This window comes from Arthrobacter sp. 05N33_2, from assembly GCF_056397425.1.
The window spans coordinates 13,207-38,690 of the sequence record NZ_JBFTNJ010000029.1 but is presented as its reverse complement, the minus strand read 5'-3'; the positions used below and the strand labels follow the sequence as shown (position 1 = coordinate 38,690).

Annotated in this window: 20 protein-coding genes and 1 pseudogene; 9 read left to right on the top strand and 12 right to left on the bottom strand. The window is 67.1% G+C overall.

The annotated features are described in order from the left end of the window. Both AC1DHX_RS12945 and AC1DHX_RS12940 read left to right on the top strand, forming a co-directional pair. Positions 1-215 (top strand): annotated as a pseudogene (locus AC1DHX_RS12945) (response regulator receiver protein); the annotation flags it as partial. A gap of 181 nt (positions 216-396) precedes the next feature. After that, positions 397-660 (top strand): hypothetical protein, encoded by a 264-nt coding sequence (locus tag AC1DHX_RS12940; protein ID WP_476855967.1) that lies wholly within the window; start codon positions 397-399, stop codon positions 658-660. A 70-nt stretch (positions 661-730) separates the two neighbouring features. Here the strand turns inward: AC1DHX_RS12940 and AC1DHX_RS12935 are convergent, their stop codons facing one another. Continuing rightward, entirely contained in the window at positions 731-1,351 is a 621-nt protein-coding gene (locus tag AC1DHX_RS12935; RefSeq protein ID WP_079549522.1) for an L-threonylcarbamoyladenylate synthase, read from the bottom strand. Positions 1,352-1,561: 210 nt separating this feature from the next. Here AC1DHX_RS12935 and AC1DHX_RS12930 point away from each other — a divergent pair, with 210 nt between their 5' ends. Next, a complete protein-coding gene (locus tag AC1DHX_RS12930) occupies positions 1,562-2,431 on the top strand; it encodes an SDR family oxidoreductase (RefSeq protein ID WP_476855966.1) in 870 nt (289 codons plus the stop codon). Continuing rightward, on the top strand, positions 2,428-2,973 hold the full coding sequence (locus AC1DHX_RS12925; RefSeq protein WP_243177783.1) for an NAD(P)H-dependent oxidoreductase: 546 nt from the start codon (positions 2,428-2,430) through the stop codon (positions 2,971-2,973). Before AC1DHX_RS12930 ends, AC1DHX_RS12925 begins: the two co-directional genes overlap by 4 nt. A gap of 44 nt (positions 2,974-3,017) precedes the next feature. On the opposite strand, the gene AC1DHX_RS12920 is transcribed toward AC1DHX_RS12925, so the two are convergent. Genes AC1DHX_RS12920 through AC1DHX_RS12875 form a run of 10 tightly spaced genes read right to left on the bottom strand, consistent with a single transcriptional unit; the run spans position 3,018 to position 12,749 of the window. Continuing rightward, entirely contained in the window at positions 3,018-3,170 is a 153-nt protein-coding gene (locus tag AC1DHX_RS12920; protein ID WP_476855965.1) for a hypothetical protein, read from the bottom strand. A 10-nt stretch (positions 3,171-3,180) separates the two neighbouring features. Further along, complete coding sequence (locus tag AC1DHX_RS12915; protein WP_476900102.1) at positions 3,181-4,308, bottom strand: XdhC family protein; 1,128 nt, start codon at positions 4,306-4,308, stop codon at positions 3,181-3,183. A 9-nt stretch (positions 4,309-4,317) separates the two neighbouring features. Beyond that, positions 4,318-5,091: an SRPBCC family protein gene (locus tag AC1DHX_RS12910; protein WP_476855963.1), complete on the bottom strand. Its 774-nt coding sequence runs from the start codon at positions 5,089-5,091 to the stop codon at positions 4,318-4,320. After that, positions 5,081-6,388: a vWA domain-containing protein gene (locus tag AC1DHX_RS12905; protein WP_476900101.1), complete on the bottom strand. Its 1,308-nt coding sequence runs from the start codon at positions 6,386-6,388 to the stop codon at positions 5,081-5,083. Before AC1DHX_RS12905 ends, AC1DHX_RS12910 begins: the two co-directional genes overlap by 11 nt. Next, on the bottom strand, positions 6,381-7,304 hold the full coding sequence (locus tag AC1DHX_RS12900; protein ID WP_476900100.1) for an AAA family ATPase: 924 nt from the start codon (positions 7,302-7,304) through the stop codon (positions 6,381-6,383). Before AC1DHX_RS12900 ends, AC1DHX_RS12905 begins: the two co-directional genes overlap by 8 nt. Then, a complete protein-coding gene (locus tag AC1DHX_RS12895; RefSeq protein ID WP_476858633.1) occupies positions 7,301-7,951 on the bottom strand; it encodes a nucleotidyltransferase family protein in 651 nt (216 codons plus the stop codon). The genes AC1DHX_RS12900 and AC1DHX_RS12895 overlap by 4 nt, the downstream gene beginning before the upstream one ends. Continuing rightward, positions 7,935-8,924 (bottom strand): XdhC family protein, encoded by a 990-nt coding sequence (locus AC1DHX_RS12890; RefSeq protein ID WP_476858632.1) that lies wholly within the window; start codon positions 8,922-8,924, stop codon positions 7,935-7,937. Before AC1DHX_RS12890 ends, AC1DHX_RS12895 begins: the two co-directional genes overlap by 17 nt. Beyond that, a complete protein-coding gene (locus AC1DHX_RS12885; protein WP_476858631.1) occupies positions 8,924-11,317 on the bottom strand; it encodes an aerobic carbon-monoxide dehydrogenase large subunit in 2,394 nt (797 codons plus the stop codon). The genes AC1DHX_RS12890 and AC1DHX_RS12885 overlap by 1 nt, the downstream gene beginning before the upstream one ends. Then, entirely contained in the window at positions 11,314-11,865 is a 552-nt protein-coding gene (locus tag AC1DHX_RS12880; protein ID WP_476900099.1) for a (2Fe-2S)-binding protein, read from the bottom strand. Before AC1DHX_RS12880 ends, AC1DHX_RS12885 begins: the two co-directional genes overlap by 4 nt. Positions 11,866-11,870: 5 nt before the next feature. Further along, positions 11,871-12,749: an FAD binding domain-containing protein gene (locus AC1DHX_RS12875; RefSeq protein ID WP_476900098.1), complete on the bottom strand. Its 879-nt coding sequence runs from the start codon at positions 12,747-12,749 to the stop codon at positions 11,871-11,873. Between the two features lie 131 nt (positions 12,750-12,880). Here AC1DHX_RS12875 and AC1DHX_RS12870 point away from each other — a divergent pair, with 131 nt between their 5' ends. Next, positions 12,881-13,870 carry a LysR family transcriptional regulator gene (locus tag AC1DHX_RS12870; RefSeq protein WP_476858772.1) on the top strand — a complete coding sequence of 330 codons (990 nt, stop codon included), beginning with the start codon at positions 12,881-12,883 and terminating at the stop codon, positions 13,868-13,870. Positions 13,871-13,986: 116 nt separating this feature from the next. Continuing rightward, positions 13,987-14,304, top strand: a complete 318-nt coding sequence (locus AC1DHX_RS12865) for a DUF6457 domain-containing protein (RefSeq protein ID WP_476858628.1) — start codon at positions 13,987-13,989, stop codon at positions 14,302-14,304. A 193-nt stretch (positions 14,305-14,497) separates the two neighbouring features. On the opposite strand, the gene AC1DHX_RS12860 is transcribed toward AC1DHX_RS12865, so the two are convergent. Continuing rightward, complete coding sequence (locus AC1DHX_RS12860) at positions 14,498-16,846, bottom strand: FdhF/YdeP family oxidoreductase (protein WP_476858627.1); 2,349 nt, start codon at positions 16,844-16,846, stop codon at positions 14,498-14,500. Between the two features lie 382 nt (positions 16,847-17,228). Between AC1DHX_RS12860 and AC1DHX_RS12855 the strand changes: the two genes are divergently transcribed. The 3 genes from AC1DHX_RS12855 to AC1DHX_RS12845 all read left to right on the top strand — a co-directional run bounded on the left by AC1DHX_RS12855 (position 17,229) and on the right by AC1DHX_RS12845 (position 25,469). Then, positions 17,229-18,341, top strand: coding sequence for an SDR family NAD(P)-dependent oxidoreductase (locus AC1DHX_RS12855; RefSeq protein WP_476855955.1), 1,113 nt, complete (start codon positions 17,229-17,231; stop codon positions 18,339-18,341). After that, the gene (locus tag AC1DHX_RS12850) at positions 18,280-19,476 is read left to right on the top strand and encodes a glycosyltransferase family 2 protein (RefSeq protein ID WP_476858626.1); all 1,197 of its coding nucleotides are present in this window, start codon (positions 18,280-18,282) and stop codon (positions 19,474-19,476) included. Before AC1DHX_RS12855 ends, AC1DHX_RS12850 begins: the two co-directional genes overlap by 62 nt. A 614-nt stretch (positions 19,477-20,090) precedes the next feature. Next, a complete protein-coding gene (locus AC1DHX_RS12845; RefSeq protein WP_476900097.1) occupies positions 20,091-25,469 on the top strand; it encodes a peroxidase family protein in 5,379 nt (1,792 codons plus the stop codon). The last annotated feature ends 15 nt before the right edge of the window (positions 25,470-25,484 follow it).

Genomic DNA, 25,484 nt, shown 5'->3' with positions numbered 1-25,484 from the left:
GTCCGGCCCTCCAGGAAGCTCATCAGCGGCTCCTCCGGCAGCGAGCGCAAAGCAACTCCGAACACACCGAGGTACTGGCGGCGCTGCTCTATCTGGGCGAGCGGTTGAACGGGCCCAAGAGCCGGCAGCTGCCGGCGGCCGAGTCCCGGCGCATGCATGAGAACGCCGGGCGGGTGCTTGATTCCTTCCTCCAGCGCGTCCGGGCCGCGGTCTGACCCCCGCGGGGCCGCCACCGGTGGACCGGCGGCGCCGAATTGATGACCGGGATGGCCGCCACCGGGACGCGGGCGTTAGCTTCGTCACGTGGCCGGGATTCTCGGGGAATTCCGCCGCGCCGGGCCCCATACTGGGAATATCCCCGGCGGGCAGTCCCACCGCCAGGTGTGAGGAGGGCCCATGGAAACCTTGAAGAAAGTCGTCACGAACGAGTACTTCCCCGCAGCCGCTGTGCTGTCCGGAGTCATCCTGTTCTGGGTCCTGGGCCTCTTCGGCGGACTGTCCCTCCTGAGCACCCGCCAAAGCCCGGTGACCACCCTGACGTGGATGATGTTCGTCTACGCCGCAGCGGTGCTCTCGCCCCTGGCCGGGCTTGTCGCCGCCATCGACCTCGTGCGCCGGTGGCTGCGGAACCGGCAGGCGGCCACGGCGGAATCCGCCTAGTCCGCCCCGCCTGGTCAGCCGGCAGGCGCCATGCCGTTGCCGGCGTCGTCTGTTAACCGAAGCGCGACTGTTACTCGAAGCGCGACGGATCACCCATGCCGCGCCGGACGATTTCAGCGACGCCGCTGGAGTAGTCGATCACCGTGGTTGGCTCGGCACCACAGTCGCCGGAATCGATCACGGCGTCCACCACGTGGTCCAGGCGTTCCTTGATCTCCCACCCCTGAGTGAGTGGCTCTTCCTCATCGGGAAGCAGCAAAGTGCTCGACAGCAGCGGCTCGCCGAGCTCAGCGAGCAGCGCCTGCACGACGTGGTTGTCCGGGATGCGCACGCCAACGGTCTTTTTCTTCGGGTGCAGCAGCCGTTTCGGGACCTCCCTGGTCGCCGGCAGGATGAAGGTATAGCTGCCCGGCGTGACGGCCTTGATGCTGCGGAACACATCGTTGTCGATCTGGACGAACTGGCCCAACTGGGCGAAGTCCTTGCAGACGAGGGTGAAATGATGTTTGCCGTCCAACTGCCGGATGGTCCGGATCCGGTCCAGGGCCTCCCGGTTACCCAGCTGAGCGCCCAGCGCATAGCAGGAATCCGTGGGGTAAGCGATCAGGCCGCCTGAGCGCACGATGTCCACCGCCTGGAGGATCGAACGGTGCTGGGGGTTCTCGGGGTGCACATCGAAGTATCTCGCCATGCCAAGAGCATACGCCCGGCGGCCGCCCGGACGGCCACTGCGGAGCCCGTCAGCCGACCCGAATGCCCCGCGGCGGAGCAGGGCCGGCCGCTGCTTGTGCACAGACAGTTCTGTCTGATACCTTCGTTCCCGGTATAGACAAACCTGTCTACACCCCACGCGTGCAGCTTTGCGGCAACGAACACCGAGAGCGAGAACCGAATGCTGTCAATGGCAGGAAAGACAGTTCTGATCACGGGAGGCACCGGCGGGATCGGCAAGGCCACGGCTCTGGGTCTGGCCGCCCTGGGTGCGCGGGTTGCCATCACCGGCCGCAATGCTGACAGGGCATCTCGGGCAGCTGAGGAGATCCGCGCTGTGGCGTCGGCCCCCGTCGAGGTGTTCACCGCCGATCTCTCCTCCCAGCGGGAAGTCCGCAGGCTGGCCGAGGAGGTGCTGAATACCTTGGACCGCCTCGATGTGCTGGTCAACAATGCGGGCGGATTYTGGAACACCCGCCGCGTCACCGTGGATGGACTTGAGTACACCTTCGCCCTTAACCACCTTGCTCCTTTCCTGCTCACCAACCTGCTCCTTGAACGGTTGAAGGAGAGCGGACCGGCGCGGATCGTAACGGTCTCGTCCGGCGCCCAGGCCATGGCCCGGATGGACTTCGCGGACCTGCTGGCCGAACGGTCCTACTCGGGGCAGCGGGCGTACAACCAGTCGAAATTGGCCAACGTCTTGTTCACTTACGGACTCGCCGCACGTCTCTCCGGCACCCGCGTCACCGCAAATGTGCTCCACCCCGGAGTCGTGGCGACGGCGTTCGGAGCCGAAGATCCGGGCCGGCTGCAAGAGTTCCTGACACCGCTGGTTCGGCGGTGGATGAAGACCCCGGAGCAGGGCGCCCGGACCTCCATATACCTTGCCTCGGCGCCGGAGCTCGAAAACGTCACCGGCCAGTACTTTGCCAACAGCACTCCGAAGAAATCATCAAAACGCAGCTACAGCCAGTCCGATATCGACTGCCTCTGGCAGGTCAGCTCGGCCCTGGTCGGCCTTGAATCCGACTCTGAAAGAAGCACGAACCTCCCATGACCCCACAGCGCACGCTCGTCCTTGTTGCCCACCCCGACCTGGAAAGCTCGCGGATCACCGCGCACCTCACCTCAGCCATCATGGACCTGGAGCACGTGACGGTGCATGACCTCTCCGCCGCCCACCCGGACCGGCGGTTCGACACCGCCCGGGAACAGGAGTTGCTGCGCGGGCACGACACCATCGTCTGGCAGTTCCCGTGGCACTGGTACTCCGTCCCGGGGGTCCTGAAGGAGTGGATGGACCAGGTGCTTACGTACGGCTTCGCGTACGGCGCCGGAGGCGACGCCCTCCACGGAAAGCGGCTCCAGCTGGTGCTGTCGACCGGCGGCCCTGAATCGTCCTACGCGCCGGCAGGACACAACCGCTTCACGATGGAGGAGCTCCTGCGCCCCCTCGACGCGACCGCGCACTTGTGCGGCCTGGAGATGGCCCAGCCACTCATCCTGCATTCGGCACCCCGGGTGGACGCCGACGAACTCGGCCGGCACGCCGCCCGGTATCGCGAACTGCTGGCTCCCGCGTCGGTCGCCGCGCGGTAGCCGGAATCCGGTGCGTCGGATCAGACGCAAAGGGGGAGCGGCGGTCAGGCGGCCTGGGCGGCGAACATGAAACCTGGGCGGCGAACATAAAAGTGGACCGCCGGCCCGGCTCCGCGAAAGTTTTGCCCGACCGAGTAGCCCGTTGCCGCCGGCAGCAGCACCGCCAGCGTCCAGCGCAGGGCCTCGTCCGCCGTCATGGCCACACAGTCACAACTGCTCGTCGTGGTGGATCCGTTCGCCTAGCTGCCGCAACGGCTCCCCGCTGCCGCTCCACTGTTGGGCGATGAACTCTGCCGCGATGGACACCGCCGTTTCCTCCGGGGTGCGGGCGCCCAGATCCAGGCCGACAGGACTGTGAAGCCTGGACAACTGGGCCTCAGTCAGTCCCGTCTGCCGAAGCCGTGCCATCCTGTCCTCGTGCGTGCGCCGGGATCCCATGGCGCCGACAAAGGCCACGGGGCTGCCGCGCAGGGCCACCTCAAGGACGGGGATGTCGAACTTCGGGTCGTGGGTCAGGACGCAGAGCACAGCCCTGGAATCCAGCAGCCCTTGGGCAAACTGCGCGCTTAGGTACCGGTGTGGCCACGCGTTGACCACCTCGGCGGCGTCAGGGAATCGCGCCGGCGTCGCGAATACGGACCGCGCATCGCAGACGGTCACCCGGTAGCCCAGGAACGCGCCCAGCCGCGCCAGCGCCGCGGCGAAGTCAATGGCGCCGAAGACGAGCATGCGCGGCGGCGGCGCATAGCTGGCAAAGAAGACGCGCATGCCGGTGTCCAGCCGCTCGCCGTCCACGCCGTAGTTCAGGATGCCCGTCCGGCCGGCGGCGAGAAGACCCTGGGTGTCGTCGCCGACGGCGCGGTTGGTCCGGTCCGAGCCCAGGTCACCCTCGCAACCGTCGGGCCTGACAACCAGGTGCCGCCCCACACGGCCGGCATCCGGGTGTTCGATGACCGTGGCGACGCCCACACGGCGCCCGTCGGCGATGTCCTGGGCGACGGCGTCGAGTTCGGCAAAGTGTTGCCGGGAGACAGGTTCGACGAAGATGTCGATGATTCCACCGCAGGTCAGGCCCAYGGCATAGGCGTCGTCGTCGCTGATCCCGTAGCGCACCAGGGCCGGCTCGCCGTCGTCCTTGACCTGGGTGGCGAGCTCGTACACGGCCCCCTCGACGCAGCCGCCGGAGACGGAGCCCACGGCCTCGCCGCCGGCCGTCACCAGCATGGCGGCCCCGGGGAGCCGGGGCGCAGATCTGAATGTGCTCACAACGGTGGCCAGGCCTGCCGTGGCACCGCTTCGCCAGTCGGGCAACATGACCGCGAGGACATCACGCATCGGCGCTCCTCAGAGCCTGCCGCACAGCCGGAGCAGCCGGAACGCCGAACGCCGGCCGGCCCAGTACGCGATGCACGCCACGACGGCGATAACGCCGAGGACCTTCACCGGGCTGGACAACTGCTCCGCCGCGATTCCCTTGGCGAGGCTCAGCGCATCCAGGCTGCCGTCCGGCGCAGCCGCCGCCGAGACAGGCGCAGGGGCCGGTTCCGGCGCGGCCGCCGCCGAGACAGGCACAGGGACCGGTTCCGCGGCCGCCGCGGGGACCGGAGCCGGGGTGGGTTCGGGGACCGCCGCAGGGGTCGGTCCCGCAGGGGCTTCCTGCGCAGGGGGTGCTGCCTCAGTGAGCATGGCCTGCAGATTTTTCGCGAAGAGCGACATCATCTGCTCCGTGACGCTGCCGATCACCCCCTTGCCCATGGCCGCTGCCTTGCCGGACAGCGCCAGGTCTGCGCTGACGGAACCCCGTGTGGCCGCTCCGTCTTCGGCCAGCACCAGGGTGACGGTGGCCTCGGCGGTGCCTTGTCCGCGGGTCTCCTGGGCCTTGCCGCCAAGGACCGCACGATGTTCCGGGGCGTTTCGTTCAATGACGTTCAGCAGGCCCTTGTATTGCATCGTGACCGGGCCGAGCTTTACCGTCATGCCCACTTGGTAGGCGTCGTCCGAGAGCTTGTTCAGGATCCTGGCCCCCGGAAGGCAACCGGCCACCCGTTCAAAGTCCATCAGCGTGTCCCACACCTGGCTTATTGGTGCGACCACCGAGAACGTGCTGTCAATGTGCATGGGCTGGTTCCTTGCCTCTCGCTCGTTCGTGCGTGTCCTGTGAAGGCGGCCCCTCGCCGCGAATGGCGGCAGCCACCTGCGCCAAGGCCCGGTAGCTGTGGCCGCTGACGAAGGCGTCGCAGTAGGGCAGGGCCGCCGCCATGCCGCCCACGAGGGGCCGGTACTGCGGGGCTGCCTTGCGCGGATTCACCCAGATGATCCGGTGGGCGAGCCGGCGCAGGCGGGCCATCTGCGCCGCGACCTGTTCCGAATCCTCGTAGGCCCAGCCGTCGGAAAACACCACCACCACAGCGCCCCGCGCCAGTCCGCGGCGGCCGTGCTCGTCGACGAAGCGCCGGAGGCATTCGGCGATCCGGGTTCCGCCGGCCCAGTCCGGCGCGGAGACAGCGGCGCGGGCCAGGGCCTGGTCCGGATCACGCAGGGCCAGTTGCCGTGTCAGCCGGGTCAGCCTGGTGGAGAAGACAAAGGCTTCCGCCCCGGCCCGGGTCACGGCGCCCTGCAGGAAGGATACGAAGACCCGGGAGTAGGGTTCCATCGATCCCGAAACATCGCAGAGCAATACCAGTTTGCGGCGCTGCTCGCGCCGGCGGGCATAGAGCAGCAGCGGGGCGTCGGTCCCGGACCGGCGGGCAGCGCGCACTGTCGCCCGGACATCCAGGCTCGCCGTGCTGTGGGCCGACGTGCGCGTGCGGCGGCTCAGGCGCAGCGGCGTCGCGAGCTGCAGCGCCGCCGCCAGCCGCCGGACCGCCGCTACTTCATCGGCGGAAAGCTCGGCGAAGGATGTCACCTGCAGGTGTTCGTCTGCGGAAACCATGGCAAGGACGGCCTCCCGGTCAGTGCGGCCGTCCTCCGCGGAGCCGTCCCGGCCGGGGAAGGCCAGGCGCGGCTGCTGCGGCGTGCCGGGGGCCGGGCCCGGCGTCTGGCTCCCTGGCGCTGCGGGCCTGGTCCGGAGGGCCGGCGCGGGCGGCGCCGCTGCCGCGCCGGGCACGCTGCCCGGCTGGGCGGGGGCGGCGTTCCCGCGGAACACGGCCGCGAAGACGGCATCGAACACGGRCACTTCTTCGCGGGCGGACACGAGCACCACGCGGCAGGTCCAGTAGAGCTGCTCAAGCCGGGCCGGGGGGATCAGGTGGAGCGCCTCGGCGAGCCGCGCCGCCCGGTCCGGCGAGGTCGCCAGGCCGGCCCTCCGGATGGCCGTGACGAACGCGGCGGACAAGGCGGCCGCCTCGACCAGTGGCGGCTGCGGCGGCTGATCGGTGGCACTGTTGTTCTGGGCGGGGCCGTGGTCTTCAGCCATCGGTGCCGTCCACGAGCCAGGCCGCGCCGCGGGAGCCGACGAGTTCGAGGTCGTCGCGGTTCTTGACGATGGAGCCCCACGTTTGCTCGGTGGTGCCGGGGTCGATCCGCTCCACCCCCAGCACGGCCAGGGCCGAGACCCAGTCGATTGCCTCGGAGATCCCGGGCGGCTTGGYGAGGTCCAGGGTGCGCAGCCGGGTGATGACGGCAGCGGCCTGGAGGGCCAGCGGGCCGCTGCTGGCAGGAACCCGGCGGCGCACGATCTCGGCAATCCGGGCGGGTCCCGGGTAGTCGATCCAGTGGTACAGGCAGCGGCGGGTCAGGGCGTCGTGAAGGTCCCGGGTCCGGTTGGAGGTCAGGATCACGATGGGGGGATGGGTGGCGCGGATTGTGCCCAGCTCCGGGATGGTGACGGCGGATTCGGCCAGCAGTTCAAWGGTGAAGGCCTCGAATTCGGCGTCGGCGCGGTCGATCTCGTCCAGGAGCAGCACGGCAGGCCGCGGGCCGGGATGTTCCAGCGCCTGCAGGAGCGGGCGCCGCAGCAGGTACTGGGAGGCAAACAGGTCCGTTTCCGTGACCTCGGTGTCGCGGACTTCGGCCAGCCGGATGCCGAGCAGCTGGCGCTGGTGGTTCCACTCATAGAGGGCCTCACCGGCGTCGATTCCCTCGTAGCACTGCAGCCGGTACAGCGGGGTGTCGAGGAGCTCGGCCAGCGCCTTAGCGGCCTCCGTCTTCCCGACCCCCGCCTCGCCCTCGAGCAGGATGGGCTGCGGCAGGCGGACAGCCAGGAACAGGGCCGTCGCCAGTCCGACGTCGGCCAGGTAGTTGGCCCGGTCCAGCGCGGCCATCAGCGATCCGACATCCGGGGCCCGGCGCCGCACGTCCTCCTCCGCGCCGGCCCGCGCCGCCGCCGTCATAGGGCCCCCAGCAGCCCGGCAAGGAGGCGCCGGTAGTCGTCTTCGGTGTCGACGTCCGGGGGGACGGGGCCGGCTGTGCGGACCTCGACGACGTCGTCCGCCCGCTGTGCCAGGAGCTTCCAGACGGCTTTGTCCCCGTGCAGGGCGGCCAGGTCCGGCAGCAGGCGCCGGGCAAACGCCATCGGGTGGCCCACGCCGTCGTCGTAGCGGCACACCGCGATGCCGGCAGTGTGCGCAGGAGTGGGCTGCAGGGCGCCAAGCACTGCCCGGACGCTCGCGGCCCGGACACCGGGCTGATCGCCGAGCAGCAGGACGACGGCGCTGGTGCCCGGATGGAGGGCGGCGAGCGCCGTGGCGATCGAGGACGCGCACCCTTCGCCGAAGTCCGGGTTGAGCACCACATCGCAGCCGCTGGTGTCCACAGTGCGCTCCACGTCGGCCGCTGCGCCGCCCAGGGCCAGCACCGTCTGGCCGAAGCCACAGTCCCGGGCAGTCGCCAGGACGGCATCGAGCAGCACTCCGGCGCCGTAGGGCAGCAGCTGCTTCGGCCGGCCCAGTCGCCGGGAACCGCCCGCGGCCAGGATGATGCCGGCGGTCCGGGGCCCGGGGCTTTCTGCCGCCGGCAACGGCTCAGGTCGTAACGGCATAGCGTTCCGGATCTTTGCGGAAGGCGGCCCGGCAGCCGGGCGAGCAGAAGTAGACGGCGGCCCCTTCGTGAACCAGGTGCAGGGACGATTCGAGRGCCGGGACAGACATGCCGCACACCGGGTCGACCGCGCTCGCCGGCCCCGTCCCCGGTGGTGCGGGCTCCGGTGGTGCGGGCTCCGATGGTACTGGCTCCGTGCCGAAGCTCGTGGCCGCCGCGGCAGCGGACGCCAGGGGCGGGGCGGCGCGCCGCGCCCTGGACCGTTCACCGACCAGCTGGGCGAGGATGGACAGGGCGATCTCCCCGGGGGTCCGGGCGCCGAGTTGCAGCCCGGCCGGTGTGAAAACCCGCCGCCGCAGGGCGTCGTCGACGTCGAGGGATTCCAGGACGGCGGCGCCGCGGGTTCTACTGGCCACGAGGGCAACGTAGGGGACACCGGCCCGCAGGGCGGCTTCCAGGGCACGCTCTTCCGCTTTGCCGTGCGAGGCGACAATCAATGCCGCGTCGTCCCCGCGGGGATCTGCGGATTCGCCGTCCGTCAGTTCGACTTCGAGGCCGACGCCGGAGCCGAGCGTTTCCAGGGCCTGCGCCACCGGCGTCGTGCCCACCACCACGACACGGGGCGCCGGAATCCGCGGCTGGAGGAAGATCTCGATCGCCCCGCCGCTCAGGCACGGGTTGGTGACCTCGACGGCGCCTTCCTCCGCGGTGCGGGACGGTTCTCCGGGCAGCACCCGCAGCAGGAGGGGTTCCTGGGTGGCCAGGACCTGCCGGCTGTACTCGCGCACCGACTCCTCCACGCAGTTTCCGCCCACAAAGCCGTGGATCTCTCCGCCGGGCAGCACCAGGGCGGTGTCCCCGGCGTGGGCGCTCGTCGGATGCTGGGCGCGGACCACCGTGGCATGGACGAACGGCTCGCGGCGGCTGGCGAGTTCATCGGCCCTGGCGGCCAGGGATCCTGCGGCGTAGGCCATCAGATCGGCGGCCGGGCCCGGCCCTGCATGGCAGCCCAGACGCGGGCCGGGGTGCAGGGCATGTCCATATGTGTGACGCCGAACGGCGCCAGGGCATCGACAACGGCGTTGACGATCGCCGGCGGTGAGCCGACTGTGGCGGACTCGCCGATGCCCTTCGCCCCGATCGGGTGGTGCGGGGAGGGCGTGACAGTGAATCCGGTTTCCCAGTCCGGCACTTCCATGGCCGTGGGGATCAGGTAGTCCATGAAGGACCCGGCGAGGCAGTTGCCGTCCTCGTCGAACTCGATGATCTCCATCAGGGCCATGCCCACACCGTCCGTCAGCCCGCCATGCACCTGGCCTTCGATGATCATCGGGTTGATCCTGGTGCCGCAGTCATCCACCGCGATGAAGCGCCGCACTTTGACCTGCCCCGTGCCGGGATCGATGTCGACGACGCAGATGTAGGCGCCGAACGGGAAGGTCAGGTTCGGCGGGTCGTAGGTGACCTCGGCGTCGAGATTTCCGTCCACGCCCTCAGGCAAGGCAATGGTGCCGTGGGCGCCCATGGCGATCTCGGCCATGGTCTTGCCGACGCTCGGATCGCCTTTGACGAACCAGCGGCCCTTTTCCCATTCGAGGTCCTCGGGGCGGGTCTCCAGCATCGCCCCGGCGATCAGTTTCGCCTTCTCGCGCACCTTCCGGGCCACAAGGGCCACGGCGCCGCCGCTGACCGGCGTCGAACGGCTGCCGTACGTGCCCAAGCCGAACGGCGTCTGGTCGGTGTCCCCGTGCACCACCTCGATGTCCTCCGGCGGGATGCCGAGTTCTTCCGCCACGATCTGGGCGAAGGTGGTCTCGTGGCCCTGGCCCTGGCTCTGCACCGAGATGCGCAACACGGCCTTGCCAGTGGGGTGGACGCGCAGTTCAGCGCCGTCGGCCATGCCGAGGCCCACAATGTCGAAGTGCTTCCTTGGCCCGGCTCCGACGACTTCCGTGAAGAAGGAAACCCCGATGCCCATGAGTTCCCCGCGTTCGCGTTTCTCGGCCTGCTCGCGGCGGAGGTCCTCGTATCCGGCGAGCTGCATCGAGAGGCGCATGGCGGCCTCGTAGTTGCCCGAGTCGTAGACCCAGCCGGTCTTGTTGGCATAGGGGAACTGCTCCGGCTTGATGAAGTTCTTCAGCCGCAGTTCCGCCGGGTCCATGTCCAGCTTGCGGGCAAGGATGTCGACCATCCGCTCCACGAGGTAGACGGCCTCGGTGACGCGGAAGGAACACGCATAGGCCACCCCGCCGGGCGCCTTGTTGGTGTAGACGCCGGTGACCGAGCAGTAAGCAGCCTCAAGGTCGTAGCTGCCGGTGAAGATGGAGAAGAATCCGGCCGGGTTCTTGGTGGGCTGGGCGGTGGCGTTGAACGCGCCGTGGTCGGCCAGCACGTGGGTGCGCAGAGCCAGGATCTTGCCGTCTTTGGTCGCCGCGATTTCGCCCTGCATGATGTAGTCGCGGGCGAACGAGGTTGACATCAGGTTCTCGGAGCGGTCCTCCACCCACTTGACCGGGCGGCCGGAGACGATCGAACCGACGACGGCGAGGATGTAGCCGGGATAGATCCCGACCTTGTTGCCGAAACCGCCGCCGATATCGGGGGAGACGATCCGGATCTTGTGCTCGGGGATGCCGGCGACGATCGCGAACAGGGTCCGGTGCGCGTGCGGTGCCTGGGTGGTCTCGTAGAGCGTCAGCTTGCCGTTGACGGCGTCGAAATCGGCGACGGCGCCGCACGTCTCCATCGGTGCGGGATGGACCCGCGGGTAGACGATCTCCTGGCTGACCACAACATCCGCGGAGGCGAACACCGCATCCGTTTCGGCCTTGTCGCCCATCTCCCAGTCGAAGATCCGGTTGTCCGTCCGGCCCTCGATCTCATCGCGGATCACCGGGGCGTCCGGGTCCAGCGCCTTGCGGGCGTCCACCAGCGGGGGAAGGACTTCGTATTCGACGTCGATCAGYTCCAGGGCGTCSCGYGCGGCGTARCGGTCCTCGGCCACGACAAACGCGACTTCCTGCCCCTGGAACCGGACTTTGTCGGTCACCAGCACGGCCTGGACATCCGCCGATAGTGTCGGCGCCCACGCGAGCTTGAGGCCCAGAAGGTCCTTGCCGGTGATGACTGCGACCACTTTCGGATGCGCGAGGGCGTTGGTGGTGTCGATGGACACGAGCCGGGCGTGCGCCACCGGAGCGCGCAGGATGGCGCCGTGCAGCATCCCCGGCAGCACGATGTCGTCCACGTAGTGCCCCTTGCCGCGCACGAAGCGCGGGTCTTCCTTCCGCTGGATGCGGCCATAGCCGATCGGACGGTCCTCATCGCCTGCGGCCGGGTTTGACGGCCGGTCATGGATGACGGTCATGCCTTCACCTCCGTGTCTTCTGTCTCCRCCGTGACATCCGGGACGCCGGCATCCGGGACGGCGGTGTCCGTGTCGGCCAGGCCGGAGCCGGCCGGATGGGCGGCGGCCCACTGAACCGAGCGGACAATCGTGGCGTAGCCCGTGCACCGGCAGATCTGCCCGGAAATGGCCTGCCGGATCTCGGCGTCGTCCGGGTGCGGATTCTTATCCAGCAGCGCGCGGGCCGTGAGCATCATCCCCGGGGTGCAGAAGCCACACTGCAGCCCGTGCTCTTCCATGAAACCCTGCTGGACGGGGTCGAGGGTGCCGCCGCTGGCCAGCCCCTCGACGGTGCGGATGTCGTGCCCCGCGGCCATGGCGGCCAGGACGGTGCAGGACTTCACGGGCTGTCCGTCCATCAGGACCACGCACGTCCCGCAGTTGCTTGTGTCGCATCCCCAGTGCGTACCGGTGAGGCCCAGGACCTCGCGGATGTAGTGGACCAGGAGCACCCGGGGCTCAATCTCGCTCGTGACGTCGGTGCCGTTCACGGTCATGCTGATCTGCATCGGCTTCAGCCTTCCTGCATCTGGGCGGYGCGGGCACAGGCCCGCCGCAGTACCCGTTGGGTGAGCTCATCGGCGAGATGCCGCTTGTAGTCGACGGGGCCGCGCTGGTCAGCCACCGGATCGCAGGCCTCCGCTGCCAGCCTGCCCGCCTCGGCGAACAGCTCCTCGTCCGGATGCCGGCCGCGGAGCACGGCGGCGGCCCCGGCCAGGGGGTGGTCGAGGCCCAGGGCGGTGAGCCCGACGGCGGCGTCGTCGACAGTGCCGTCCGCGGTGAGGGTGACAGCGGCACCGGCGGCACCGACTGCCCAGTCTCCGACCCGGCGTTCGACCTTTTCGTAGGCACTGCCCGACCGGGGGCGGATGCCGAACCTGAGTTCGCAGAGCAGTTCATCGTGCCCGACCGCGGTTTCATAGGGTCCGCGGTGGAACTCGGACATGGACAGGATGCGCTCGCCGCCCGGTCCGCGGATCACTGCCTCGGCGCCCAGGACATCACACACCGTGGAGAGGTCCTCGGCCGGGTCGGCCTGGCACAGCGAGCCGCCAATGGTGCCGCGGTTGCGGACCACGGGGTCGGCGATCACCCGCTCGGCGTCCCGCACGATGGGGAACAGCCCGGCCACCTCGTCCGACTCGAGCAGGGTGGTGTGGCGCGTCAGGGCGCCGACCCTTAGCTTGGTGCCGTCACGGAAGATGAAATCGAGCTCGTATAGGTCATTGATGTCGATCAGCCATTCGGGCCGGGAGAGGCGGAGCTTCATCATCGGCAGGAGGCTATGGCCGCCGGCAACCACCCGCGATTCGGGTCCGTACCGGGCAAGGAGTTCCAGTGCGTTCTCCACCGTAGTGGCGCGCACGTAGTCAAATGGAGCCGGAATCTGCATAGTCCCTACCTCACTCCGAAAGGCCGGCGGCGTGGAGTAGCAGCTGCCTGGCGCCGGATTGAGGTCAGTCTTGTCCCGGCCTGACAGGGCTGTCAATATCGTCATAAGCGAAAGGTTATGAAGCCGTGGCGATGACATTGGGACAGTTGCGGACGTTCGCCCTGGTGGCCAAGCTGGGTTCCCTCCATGCGGCCGCCGTCCAGCTCGGAGTCAGCGAACCGGCAGTATCGACGGCGCTCGCCGCACTCAGGCAGGATCTGGGCGACCCGCTCTTCGTGCGCGCCCATGGCGGGATTGCGCTGACTCCCGGCGGCCGGGCGCTCGCCGAACATGCCCAGGACATCGTGGGACTGGCGGACCGTGCCCGGTGGGAGGTGGCACATGCCCAGACCGAGACCGGGCGGCTGAAAATCGTGGCGACGGCGCCGTTTGCTGAGCACGCGGCGGGGCGCCTGCTGGACCTTTTCACCCGCCGGGTTCCCGGGGCCTCCGTCGATGTGGTGGTGGAGGAGGCCGAGGACATCGCCTCGCTGATGCGGGAACGCGTCTACGACATCGCTTTGGGGGCCAGGCCCGCCGCCCGCAACGGCTCCCTTGCCAACGGTACTGGCGACGTCGGCATCGACTCCGTCCCGTTCCTGCGGTACCAGCGGATCGTCGTGGCGGCCGCCGGGCATCCGATCGCCGCCCTCCACGGGCCGGTCGCGCCGGCCGAACTGCTGCGCAGACCCTGGTTTGCCGGGCCCGCCGGCATCCAGGCGGCCAGCGAGGAGGGCCGCTGGCTGGCTGCCCAGTCGGTGGCGCCGGAGATCGTCCGGTTGAGCAGCGAAACGGAGGCCCTGGCCGCCGTCAGGGCCGGAGAGGGAACCATGCTGGCGCTGGGGCATATTGTCCGGGCTGAAATCCGCAGCGGTTCCCTGGTCCGTGTGCCGGTAGCCGGAACGCCGATCTCCGGACTCTGGTGGGCCAGTACCCTGGACCGCGGCCGGGCCACCACCATGGCGCGGACCCTCCAACGGTTTGCCGGCACCGCCGACGCCACCGCGGCCATGGTCGCCCCCGGCGGTTCCCGAGGGCTGGAACGGCGGGGATCCAAGTTCCACGTGGCGCTCTGGAGCTGAGGGGCCGCCGCCGTGCCGCCTGCCGCCGTGCCGCTGTGTCGCGTTGCGCAACGCCGGGGGCGGGTGCTACCCCTTGAGGGTTAGACGATCCATTCACCCTGCGAGAAGGAGTAGCAATGACGTTGTCCCGAGACGAAGACAGCTCGCTGCGGCATTGGAGCAGCCGGCTCATCCAGGCCCTGCAGATTCTTGACCTGGAAGTCGACCACGAAAAGATCGTCCAGGTGGCAGAGGAATCGGTCAAAGCCGTCGGGCCACATGCGGACGCCATCAGTACGTTCATCGTGGGTTACGCGGCGGGTACTGCGTCCACCAAGGGCCGCAAGGGCACGCAGGAGGCCGTGCACGCCGCGTCCAACAAGGTCATCGAGCTCTGCGAACATGGCGAGTCGGGCGGCCCGGACGAGAAAGGCTGGGCCAAGAGGGCCCAGTAGCCCGCCCCGCGAGCACCCTGGAAGCACGCCGGACCTGGTGCACAGGGATCACGCCATGCGCGCGGTCCGCAGCCACTGGACATGCTCCGCGGTGGGGCGCGGGCATGGGCATGTTGGTGTTATGTCCACTCGCCGTGGCCGGGGCGGGGCATGTCCGGTGGTGCGGACTGGCCCGGCCCCGGCTGACGGGTGCCTAGCGTGAGGCCACCCGGGCAGGGGCTGTTGCCGCGCCGTCGGGTATCTGGTCCAGGCTCGGCTCGAGCCGGACGATGACTGCCTTCGAGACTGGCGTGTTGCTGCCTTCGGCCGTGTGGTTCAGCGGCACCAGCACGTTGGCTTCGGGGTAATAGGCAGCAGCGCAACCGCGTGCCGTGGGGTACGACACCACACGGAACTTGCGCACCACGCGTTCCTCACCGTCGTCGTATACGCCGCGGACGTCCACATATTGCCCGTCCGCAAGGCCGAGTTCGGCGATGTCGTCAGGGTTCACGAACACCACATGGCGGCCCTTCTTGATGCCACGGTAGCGGTCGTTGTGCGAGTAGATGGTGGTGTTGAACTGGTCGTGGGAGCGCATGCTCTGCAGGATCAGGGTTCCCTCCGGCCGTTCGACAAGTTCAAGATCATTGGCTGTCAGCACGGCCTTGCCGGTGGGCGTGGGGAAAGTGCGGGAGTCGCGGGGACCGTGGGCGAGGACAAACCCGCCTTCCTGCCGGATCCGCTGGTTGTAGTCCTCGCAGCCGCCCACCACCCGCGAAATATGGTCCCGGATGAGGTCGTAGTTCTTCTCATAGCCGTCCCAGTCGGCCCTGATCTTGTCGCCCACCAGGAGTTTGCCCAGCCGGCTCACGATGGCCGGCTCCGAGAGCAGATGGTGGGACACCGGCTCGACGCTGCCCCAGGACGGGTGCACGGCGCAGACGGTGTCCTCCACCGACACGAACTGGGGACCGGATTCCTGGATATCGATCTCGGTCCGGCCCATCGTGGGGAGGATCAGGGCCTCGCGGCCCGTCACAGTGTGCGAGCGGTTCAGCTTGGTCGAGATCTGCACCGTCATCTCCGTGTTTTGCATCGCAGCCTCGGCGGCGTTCGTGTCCGAGATGGCACCCACCAGGTTGCCGCCCAGGGCGACGAATACCTTGATTTCGCCTGCGCGCATCTTGTTGATGGTCTCGACGGCGTCCGCGCCGTGTTCGCGGGGCGGCTCGAAGTCGAACTCCTCGCCGAGGGCCTCCATGAAGGACTGCGGCATCTGCTCCCAGATGCCCATGGTCCGGTCGCCCTGCACATTGCTGTGCCCGCGGATGGGGGAGGCGCCGGCGCCTGGCTTGCCGATATTGCCGCGCAGCAGCAGGAGGTTGATGATCTCCTTGATGGTGGCAACACCCTTCTTCTGCTGGGTGATGCCCATGGCCCAGGTGATGATGACTTTCTCGGCCTTGAGGTAGCGGGCGGCCAGCTCATCGATGTCCTCGCTGCGCAGGCCCGTGGCCTCAAGCACTGTGCCTTCATCCAGCCCGGCGAGGTGTTCCTTGAGCTCCTCGAGCCCCTCGCAGTGTTCGGCCAGGAAGGCGTGGTCCAGGACCGTCCCGGGGTTCTTGGCCTCGGCGTCGAGCACGCGCTTGGACACGGCCTGCAGCAGCGCCATGTCCCCGCCGATCCGGATCTGGAGGAACTGGTCCGCGATCTGGACGCCGTGACCGACGACCCCGTTGACCTGCTGCGGGTTCTTGTACCGGCGCAGGCCCGCTTCGGGGAGGGGGTTGACGGCCACGATCTCACCGCCGTTGCGCTTGCACGCCTCGAGTTCGGTCATCATCCGGGGGTGGTTGGTGCCGGGGTTCTGGCCCATGATAATGATCAGGTCGGCTTTGGCGTAGTCGTCGAAGCTGACCGTCGCCTTGCCGATGCCGATGGTCTGGCCCATGGCCCAGCCGGAGGATTCGTGGCACATATTGGAGCAGTCCGGCAGGTTGTTGGTGCCGTAGCCGCGGACCATGAGCTGGTAGAGGAAGGCAGCCTCGTTCGAGGTCCGGCCGCTCGTATAGAACGCCGCCTGGTCGGGGGAGTCCAGACCCTTGAGCTTGTCGGCCACGAGCCGGAGCGCCTCGTCCCAGCTGACCGCCTTGTAGTGGTCCTCGCCGGCGGCCTTGTACACCGGTTCGGTCAGGCGGCCCTGCATGCCAAGCCAGTACTCGGTCTGGCTGCGCAGGTCGCTGACGGCATTCTCGGCCCAGAAAGTTTCGGGAACCACCACCGGGGTCGCTTCCCAGGTGACCGCCTTGGCCCCGTTCTCGCAGAACTCGAATGCCTTGCGGTGGTGGGGATCCGGCCACGCGCAGCTCGGACAGTCGAAGCCGTCCTTCTGGTTCATCGCCATGACGGTCTTGCGGGTCCGGTTCAGCCCCATCTGTTCGATGGCTGGCTTCATGGAGTGGTACACGCCCGGGACGCCGGCGGCCCAGCTTTTCGGCCCGTCTCCGACGACGAGATCCTTTTCGGACGGTTCCTCGATGTGAGGAGTCTTGCGAGTCACGTGAACTTCCCTTCTGCAACCACCACCCGGATGGGGCGGCGTGCTGATCTGCCACTCTGCACCTTACCGTCAGGCCTATCAGCTTGATCGGAGCGCCGCAAGCAATTGACCGGCCGGTGCCCGTAGGCAAGTCCTCCGTACCAAGTAGCGCTCACGCTCATTTACAGGTACCAGCTACTCGTGTTGCCGAGAAAGAAGCCGTGTGTTGTTGGGGTGGAAGGTCTCAGTGGGGGAAAACCAACGGATTCCAGGGTCACGGCCCTGCGGCATGCGGGTTATTCATTTGCGTTCGGCCGCCTCCTGGCGGAGCCGAAGAGATCTGTCCTGCGATGAATTTGCTCAATAAGAAGCCGAACAATTTTGTGAACATGGGGGCAGTGCGATGGAAAAGATTTGGGCCGACCGACTACTTGGCAGAGAGTCGATGCACGTTTACGGGTCTGCTGCGAAAGCTTTGATCCAAGGCAGAACGATCCTCGTGACGGGCGCCGGGGGTTCCATCGGCTCAGAGATCGTGCGCCAGATGCATACGCTGGAAGCTGGCAAGGTCTTCTGCATCGACGACGACGAGTTCGCCCTTTATAACCTGCAAATGGACCTGGAAGGCCTGGCGCTGCTGGACGACGACGTGTACCGGCTCGCCGACATCCGGGACGAACAGCTCATGCGGCGCATCATGCAGGAGGTCCACCCGGATGTCGTCTTTCATGCCGCAGCCCACAAGCACCTGCCGCTTCTCGAGCGGGCACCTGAGGCAGCAGTCAAGACCAACGTCTTTGGAACCCAGTCCGTAGTCCGAGCAGCAATTGCTGCAGGTGTCAGCAGGGTTGTCAACATCAGCACAGACAAGGCGGCCAATCCGACATCGGCATTGGGATGGTCCAAGAGGCTCGCCGAGCACGTGGCCGGCAAGTATGCCGGCACCTCAGAGACCAAACTGGCAAGTGTCCGGTTTGGAAATGTTCTTGGCAGCCGAGGCTCCTTCCTGCCCACGCTGATGACTCAGATTGAGAGGGGACAGCCGATCCGGATCACCGATCCCGGTGTCGCACGCTACTTCATGACCATCCCCGAAGCAGCCGGCCTGGTGATCGAAGCCGCTTGCCTCGGTTCCGGCGGGGAAACGTACGTGCTGGACATGGGCGCCCCTGTGCGGATCGAGTCGCTGCTGCGCCGGTACGTCGAAATGGTTGACTGCCCGATGCCTGCAGTTGAGTACACCGGCCTGCGTCCCGGCGAAAAGATGTCCGAGGAACTTTTCGACATGCGCGAAACCCACTACGCCACGCCTCATCCGCGCATCCTGAAGGTCGATGTTGGAACCTATCCGATTGACCCTGCACTGGAACTTCTTCGCGAGCTCGTCGATCACGGCGCGCATCCTGCACTCGTTCGCGAGGCCCTCGAATTCAATACGGCCGGAAAGGTAAACGATGGACTGGACAGCCTCTCTTCTGGCGCTCTTGGCACTGCCACTTCTCGCAGTCTTAGTTGACGCTGTCGGGGCGGCCCGCAGCAGCCGCTTCGGAACGGCGGTCCGGGAAGCCGGCAGTGAGTCGCTTCACGGTTTGTCATTCGACGTGCTGGTTCCCATCTATGGCGATATCCGCTATTTGACAAACGTCGACTTTCTCCACAGCTACGGCTCCCAGGTCATCCTCTGTACGACCTCCGGTGAGTCCGACGGCTTCAGGCAGTCGCTCGACCAAATTGCGACGACTCATGGTTTCCGGGTATTCCTCAGCGATTACGTTGCGCCTTCTGCCGGAACTGGTCGCCGAACTGGCGGTACAGTCCGTGACCGAGTCATTCGGGACGCACTGGAATCTGCCGTTGACGCTGAATACGTCGTATGTCTGGATGCGGACACGACGTCGGTCCGCCCGCTGTCAGAGCTGGTGGGAGAGCTTCGGAAGCGGGGTGACGATGTCGCCTCCATTGAACTGGTGCCGCAGGCGGAGGGTCCCGCCTTGGTCCAGTTGCAGCGGCATGAGTACCGCCTGGCCATGCGCCTCAGGTTCGTCATGCCGTGGCTTCTGAGCGGGGCATGCCACGCAGGAACAACATCCGCAATGCGTGCCATCATGGCGCAGCATTCACTCTTCTTCCAGGGGAATGATGTTGAGACAGGACTGCTCGGTGAGCGCCTTGGATACCGTATGACACACATTCCGTTCGCCGTGAACACGGAGGTACCAGCGACGCTGCGGGCCTGGTGGCGGCAGCGCCTGGCCTGGGCGGGCGGGGAATTCCGCTTGTATATTGTGAATATCCGCTTCTGCTTTTGGCATCCGTTCTTCTGGACATACGGCAGCGTCGTACTGTTTGCTTTTCTCCTTCTTCGGTGGGAAGCGCTCGTGCATCCCGGGCTGTCACTGCTGGCCGCGGCCGTTCTTTACTTCGGCATGATTTATGGCATCCACTGGAAAAATCGGAATCGCTGGCTTTTGCTGATGCCTTTCTACACACTCATCACAAGCTTGATCATTCTGCCCCTCGGCATGGTTTGGTATTTTGCCATGGCAATTCCTGAGAAGAACTTCGGACTCATCAGGTTTCGCCGCGGCTCTGGCGGTTCCCGTGCGACGAGCCCACGGCGAAGGAACGCAGTGGGTGTAGCCGGCACATAGCCAGGGTGCCCTTGTCCCTCAAGCTCGCTGCTCGCGGCTCGGCCAGCCAGCGGCATTCGAACGCCCACCGTCGCCCGCTGGTCCAGAAGGGTCAAACGGTCGCAAAGCCCCCGGGTCTGCCCAGGCAACCCGGGGGCCTATGCCGCCACTATCGAGTGCACCGTCCAGCTCCTGTGCGGGCCACCATTACCAGCACCACCTTGGCGCAAGCTGGGGATCTGCTGTGCGCCGGCCTCAGGTAGCGGAGGCCAAAAAAACGGGTCCTCGGGGGGTATCCGTTACTCGGCCGTTATTCGTCGACAGTACGCCCGTGCAGTCGTTCCCGCGTAGGCTGCGGCAGCGCCGTCGAGCACAGGGCGAGTAGCCCAAAGCGTCTGCGCACGTAGCCCCAGAGCATGGTCCGGGTGGCCAGAGGCCCCGGAAAGCACCGGACTGCGGTCCGGATCCGAAGTTACCGACCGGTCCCAGTTTTCCCCAAGGAATCACCCAGCACTGTTGCACCATCACTCACTCTAAGAGGCAGGTGTGCAATGAATTTGTTCGCATGCAGGAAGGTTGAAGGCCAAAGACGTGCCTTTAGCCGGCCGACCCGCGCAGTAGCGGCAGGGACAGCGATGACCTTGCTCAGTTTTGTTGGACTCACCACAACGGCGCTTGGCGCCAGCGCCGCGCCGGCACCCGTCGGCGCAGGCTTCACCGTCACCGCGGCCGACCTGGCCTAYATCCTCAAGCAAATCAAGATCGCCGAGGCGCACGTCGCGAATACGACGTCGGCGACCGGCCCTTGCGGGGCGCTGGTCGGGCCAGGCCCCAACCAGATCCCGGACGCCCTCACCTCCTACGGCCTCCGTACGGTTGACGGCTCCTGCAACAACCTGATCAAGGGCCGCGAAACGTATGGGGCCGCCGATCAGCTATTCCCGCGTCACGCGACGCCGTCGTTTAACACCGCCGACGCCGTCCCCGCAGGGTTCGGCCCTGCCGGCACGTCCTCCTACGCACAGAAGTCGGGCAATGTGTTCGACGCCCAGCCCCGCCAGATCAGCAATCTGATCGTGGACCAGACCTCCACCAATCCAGCCGCCGTGGCTGCTGCCGGGTTCCCGGTCCGGACCCAGGGCAACCCCGGTCTGTTCCCCTGCACCACTGATCCTGACCCCTTGGCGACTCCGCCGGTCGAGGCTGTGCCGGCCGGCTGCGTCCCCACGGGTGACACGCTGTTCATCCCCAACGTCACCACCGACGTCGGCCTCTCCCCGCCGTACAACTCCCTGTTCACCCTGTTCGGTCAGTTCTTCGACCACGGCGTGGACCAGACGGTCAAGGGCGGCGGAACGGTGTTCGTGCCGCTCAAGGCCGACGACCCGCTGATTACCGTAGGCCCTGATGGCAAGGCCGGTACCGGTGACGAAGTGGCCCCCAACAGCCCGAACGCGTTCATGGTCCTCACCCGGGCCCAGAACCAGCCCGGCAACGACGGCATCCTCGGCACCGCGGATGACGTCCAGGAAGCCGCCAACACGGACTCGCCCTACGTGGACCAGTCCCAGACCTACACGTCCCACCCCTCGCACCAGGTGTTCCTGCGGGAGTACATCAACAACGCCGCCGGCAGGCCGGTTTCAACCGGCAAGCTCCTGGGCGGTCCTGCCGGCCCCACCGCCGGCGGCATGGCCACGTGGGCGGACGTCAAGTCGCAAGCAGCGATCTTCCTTGGCCTCAAGCTCGAGGACAAGGACGTCACCAACATCCCGATGATCGCAGCTGACCCGTACGGCAAGTTCATCCCCGGCCCCGCCCGGGGCCTGCCGCAGTACGTCACGCTGACCGGACTCGTTGAGGGCAACACGGCAAATCCTGTCCCGGTGCCGGCAAACGTGCGGTACTTCGACACCCCGTTCCTGACCGACATCGCGCACAACGCCGACCCGTCGCCGCAGGACGCGGACCACAACCCTGCCACGCCGCCCGTCGCGCCCACCCCGGACAGCGACAACACGGCCTCGGCAGATTTTGCGAACCAGCCCGCCGGGACTTACGACGACGAAATGCTCAACGCGCACTTCTGTGCCGGTGACGGCCGCGTCAACGAAAACATCGGACTGACCACCATCCACCAGGTGTTCCACTCCGAGCATGACCGGCTCGTCGCGGACATCGAGAACACCCTGACCAACGACACTTCGGCCAAGGGCGTCGCCGCACTGGCGGAGTGGAAGCTGGCTGCCGGTGCCAACGGCTGGAACGGCGAACGGCTGTTCCAGGCGGCACGGTTCGTCACGGAAATGGAATACCAGCACCTGGTGTTCGAGGAGTTCGGCCGCAAGGTCCAACCCGCGATCCAGCCCTTCCACGTCTACCACACGGACCTCAACGCGGCCGTGAGGGCGGAGTTCGCCCACGCGGTCTACCGCTTCGGCCACTCTATGCTGACGGAGACGATCTCGCGCACCAACGCGGACGGCACCGACAACTCCATTTCCCTGCTCCATGGCTTCCTGAACCCGCCCGAGTACACCAACGGCGGATCGGCGGGGTCCCTGACCTCGGAAGAGGCCGCAGGCAGCATCGTCATGGGCATGAGCGACCAGGTCGGCAACGAACTCGACGAGTTCGTGACGGGCACGCTGCGCAACAACCTGCTGGGTCTTCCCCTGGACCTGGCGACGATCAACATGACCCGTKCACGTTCCGAAGGCGTCCCGCCGCTCAATGAGCTGCGGCGCCAGATCAACGACGCCACGGGCGACGCTCAATTGGCTCCGTATACGAGCTGGGCCGACTTCGGGCAGAACCTCAAGCACCCGGAATCGCTGGTCAACTTTGTTGCCGCCTACGGCACCTACCCGACCATCACCAGCGAAACCACGCTGGCGGGCAAGCGGGCAGCGGCCAAGGCAATCGTCGATCCGGGCACCCTGGCGACTCCTCCCACGGCTGACATGAGCGACTTCATGAACAGTGCCGGACCGTGGGCCACCCAGGAGACCGGCCTGAACCGGGTCGACCTCTGGGTTGGCGGCCTGGCGGAGAAGACCAACCTCTTCGGCGGACTCTTGGGCAGCACGTTCAACTACGTGTTCGAGAACCAGATGACCGACCTGCAGAACGGTGACCGCCTGTACTACCTGGCGCGCACGCCGGGCATGAACCTGCGGTCGCAGCTGGAGAGCAACTCCTTCGCGGAGATGATCATGCGCAACACCAATGCGCACTCGCTCAAGGCGGATGCTTTCGGAACCGCCGACTGCAAGTTCCAGCTGGGCAACCTGGCCGGTACACCGGCCGGCTACACGGCCTCGGGGGCCACGGTCGCCGACGACCCGACCAGCGAGTGCAAGGAGAACCTGCTGCTCCTGCGCAAGCCGGACGGCACCATCCAGTACATGGAGAAGAACACGGTCGATCCGAGCGGCATCAACGGCCAATCGGTGTACAACGGCACCGCCAACGCTGACCGGGTCACCGGCGGCAACGACAACGACACGTTCCTCGGCAACGAAGGCGACGACGTCATTGAAGGCAACGGCGGCGACGACATCGCACTCGGCGGCGACGGCAACGATAGGATCACCGATCTGTCCGGGGCCGACGTCCTCAAGGGCGGTCCGGGTAACGACTACCTCAACTCCGGTATCGGAGACGACATCAACATGGGCGGCGACGGCCAGGACTTCACCAACGGCGGCGCCAACGACAACGAAACGTTTGYCGGCGAAGGAAACGACTTCGTGCAGTCCGGTGACGGTGCCGATGCGACGTTCGGTGACGGCGGCGATGACTGGATCCAAGGCGGTTCCGGCCAGGACCTGCTGATCGGCGATCACGGTGCTCCGTTCTTCGACGACCCGGCCCAGACGAAGCCCGGAAACGACATCTTCGTTGGACAGGTTGGCGAGAACGACTACGACGCCGAGGGTGGCGACGACATCATGACGTCCAACGCGGCCATCGACCGCTACGCCGGTGCTGCCGGCTTCGACTGGGCCACGCACCAGTACGACACCGTAGCAGCCGACGACGACATGAAGATCAACAACAACCTCGTTGGTGTTCCGCTGCCCGTCGTGGTCAACCGCGACCGGTGGCAGGAAGTGGAAGCCAACTCCGGTTCCAAGTTCGACGACGTCATCCGTGGCGACGACGCAGTGCCCAGCACCGTAGGTGGTGCAGGCTTCAGTGGCTGCGACGTCCTCGACCAGACGGGCATCAACCGGATCGCCGGCCTGCAGGCTATCCTGCCGGCACCGACCACCCCGCTTGCGCCGGTCGAGGCACTCTCACCGATGGGCGTCTGCCCGCTGACCGGTCCGGTCTGGGGCGACGGTAACATCCTTGTCGGCGGCCTCGGCAGCGACAAGCTCGAGGGCAGGGGCGGCAACGACGTCATCGACGGCGACCGGTACCTGAAGATCCGCATCAGCGTGCGGGACAACGCGGGCGCAGAGATCGGCACCACCGACCTCATGGAGCGCCCGTACCAGGCAGGTAACCCGCAGACCCTGGCGGCCGCAGTAGCGGCCGGCGTCGTCAACCCGGGGAACCTGGTGGCTGTCCGCGAACTCGTCACCCCCACCGCCCTCGAAACCGCGGGCAACCGGGACGTCGCGATCTTCTCCGGACCGCGGGCCAACTACACCATCACCACGACAGGCGGCACCGGCACCATCGGTTCGGCTGGCTCAACCACCACGGTGGTGGACAACGTTGGAGTCGATGGCACGGATAYGATCCGCAACATCGAGTTCCTGCAGTTCTCCGACACCGTACTGCCAGGCGCTCCGGTCATCGGCACGGCAACCGCCGGCCCCGGGCAGGCAACGGTTCGCTGGACGGCCCCGACGGTCGGGCCTKCCGACGCCTTTTCCGTGAAGGTGCTCGACGTGACGACTAACCCGGCCGGCGTCCAGGTCGGTGCCCTGCGCACCGCTCCGGCAGGCGCCACCAGCCTGGTGGTAACCGGTCTGACCAACGGATCCCAGTACCGGTTCCAGGTGCTGGCCAGCAACGCCCTCGGTGACAGCCCGTTCTCGGCACTCTCCAACACGGTGAGCCCGACGACGGCAACCGTACCGGGAGCGCCCGCCATCGGGACGACCACGGCAGGGAATGCCTCGGTGACCGTGAGGTGGACCGCTCCGACGAACACCGGCGGATCGCCCATCACCGGCTACTCGGTGCGGGCCTTCGCCGGAACTGCCCTGATCAAGACGCAGGCAGTCACCGGAAACGTCGGACTCGTCGTCGTGACGGGCCTGACCAACGGGACGGCGTACACGTTCGATGTCGCCGCCGTCAACGCAGTGGGTACGGGCGGATTCTCAGCCCGCACCGCAGCGGTGACACCACGTACCGAATTCGTGGCTCCCACCCTGACAGCGCGGTCCCCTGCACCGGGGGCATTCTCGGTCAGCCAGGGCGCCAACGTGACGGCAACGTTTAGCGAAGCGGTGACGGGGGTGACGGGAACGAACTTCCAACTGCGGCAGGGCACCACGGCGATCGCCGCCGTCGTCTCCTACAATTCGCTGACCCGCGTCGCGACGCTCAACCCGGTCGCAACGCTTCCGGCAGACCGCCTCTACACCGTGACCGTCTCCGGCGTCCGTGACCTTGCGGGCAACACGATGGCGACGAGCACGTGGACATTCACGTCGGGACCTCTTCCGGTCATCACCTCCACGACCCCCGCTGCGGGAGCCATTGGGGTGTTGCGGAACAGCAACACGACGGTGACGTTCAGTGAGCCCATCACCGGGTACACCACTGCAGGCAGTGTCCGGATCGTCCGGGCCTCCACCGGGGCCGACATCGCGGTCGCGGTGACGTACAACGCCACAACCAGGGTGCTGACAATCAACCCCAGTGCGACGCTTCTCGCCAGCACGCAGTACAGGGTCATCATCACCGGTGGCACCACCCGGATCCGCGATCTGGCAGGCAACCCGTTGCCCAGCCGTTCGTGGACATTCACCACGGGAACAGCACTGTAACAGCAGTCTGAGAAC

Coding starts and splice junctions, on each gene's coding strand:
- AC1DHX_RS12855 (WP_476855955.1), top strand. CDS start 17,229: ATGGAAAAGATTTGGGCCGACCGACTACTTGGCAGAGAGTCGATGCAC.
- AC1DHX_RS12920 (WP_476855965.1), bottom strand. CDS start 3,170: ATGACGGCGGACGAGGCCCTGCGCTGGACGCTGGCGGTGCTGCTGCCG.
- AC1DHX_RS12870 (WP_476858772.1), top strand. CDS start 12,881: ATGACATTGGGACAGTTGCGGACGTTCGCCCTGGTGGCCAAGCTGGGT.
- AC1DHX_RS12895 (WP_476858633.1), bottom strand. CDS start 7,951: ATGCCGTTACGACCTGAGCCGTTGCCGGCGGCAGAAAGCCCCGGGCCC.
- AC1DHX_RS12925 (WP_243177783.1), top strand. CDS start 2,428: ATGACCCCACAGCGCACGCTCGTCCTTGTTGCCCACCCCGACCTGGAA.
- AC1DHX_RS12940 (WP_476855967.1), top strand. CDS start 397: ATGGAAACCTTGAAGAAAGTCGTCACGAACGAGTACTTCCCCGCAGCC.
- AC1DHX_RS12850 (WP_476858626.1), top strand. CDS start 18,280: ATGGACTGGACAGCCTCTCTTCTGGCGCTCTTGGCACTGCCACTTCTC.
- AC1DHX_RS12865 (WP_476858628.1), top strand. CDS start 13,987: ATGACGTTGTCCCGAGACGAAGACAGCTCGCTGCGGCATTGGAGCAGC.
- AC1DHX_RS12935 (WP_079549522.1), bottom strand. CDS start 1,351: ATGGCGAGATACTTCGATGTGCACCCCGAGAACCCCCAGCACCGTTCG.
- AC1DHX_RS12910 (WP_476855963.1), bottom strand. CDS start 5,091: ATGCACATTGACAGCACGTTCTCGGTGGTCGCACCAATAAGCCAGGTG.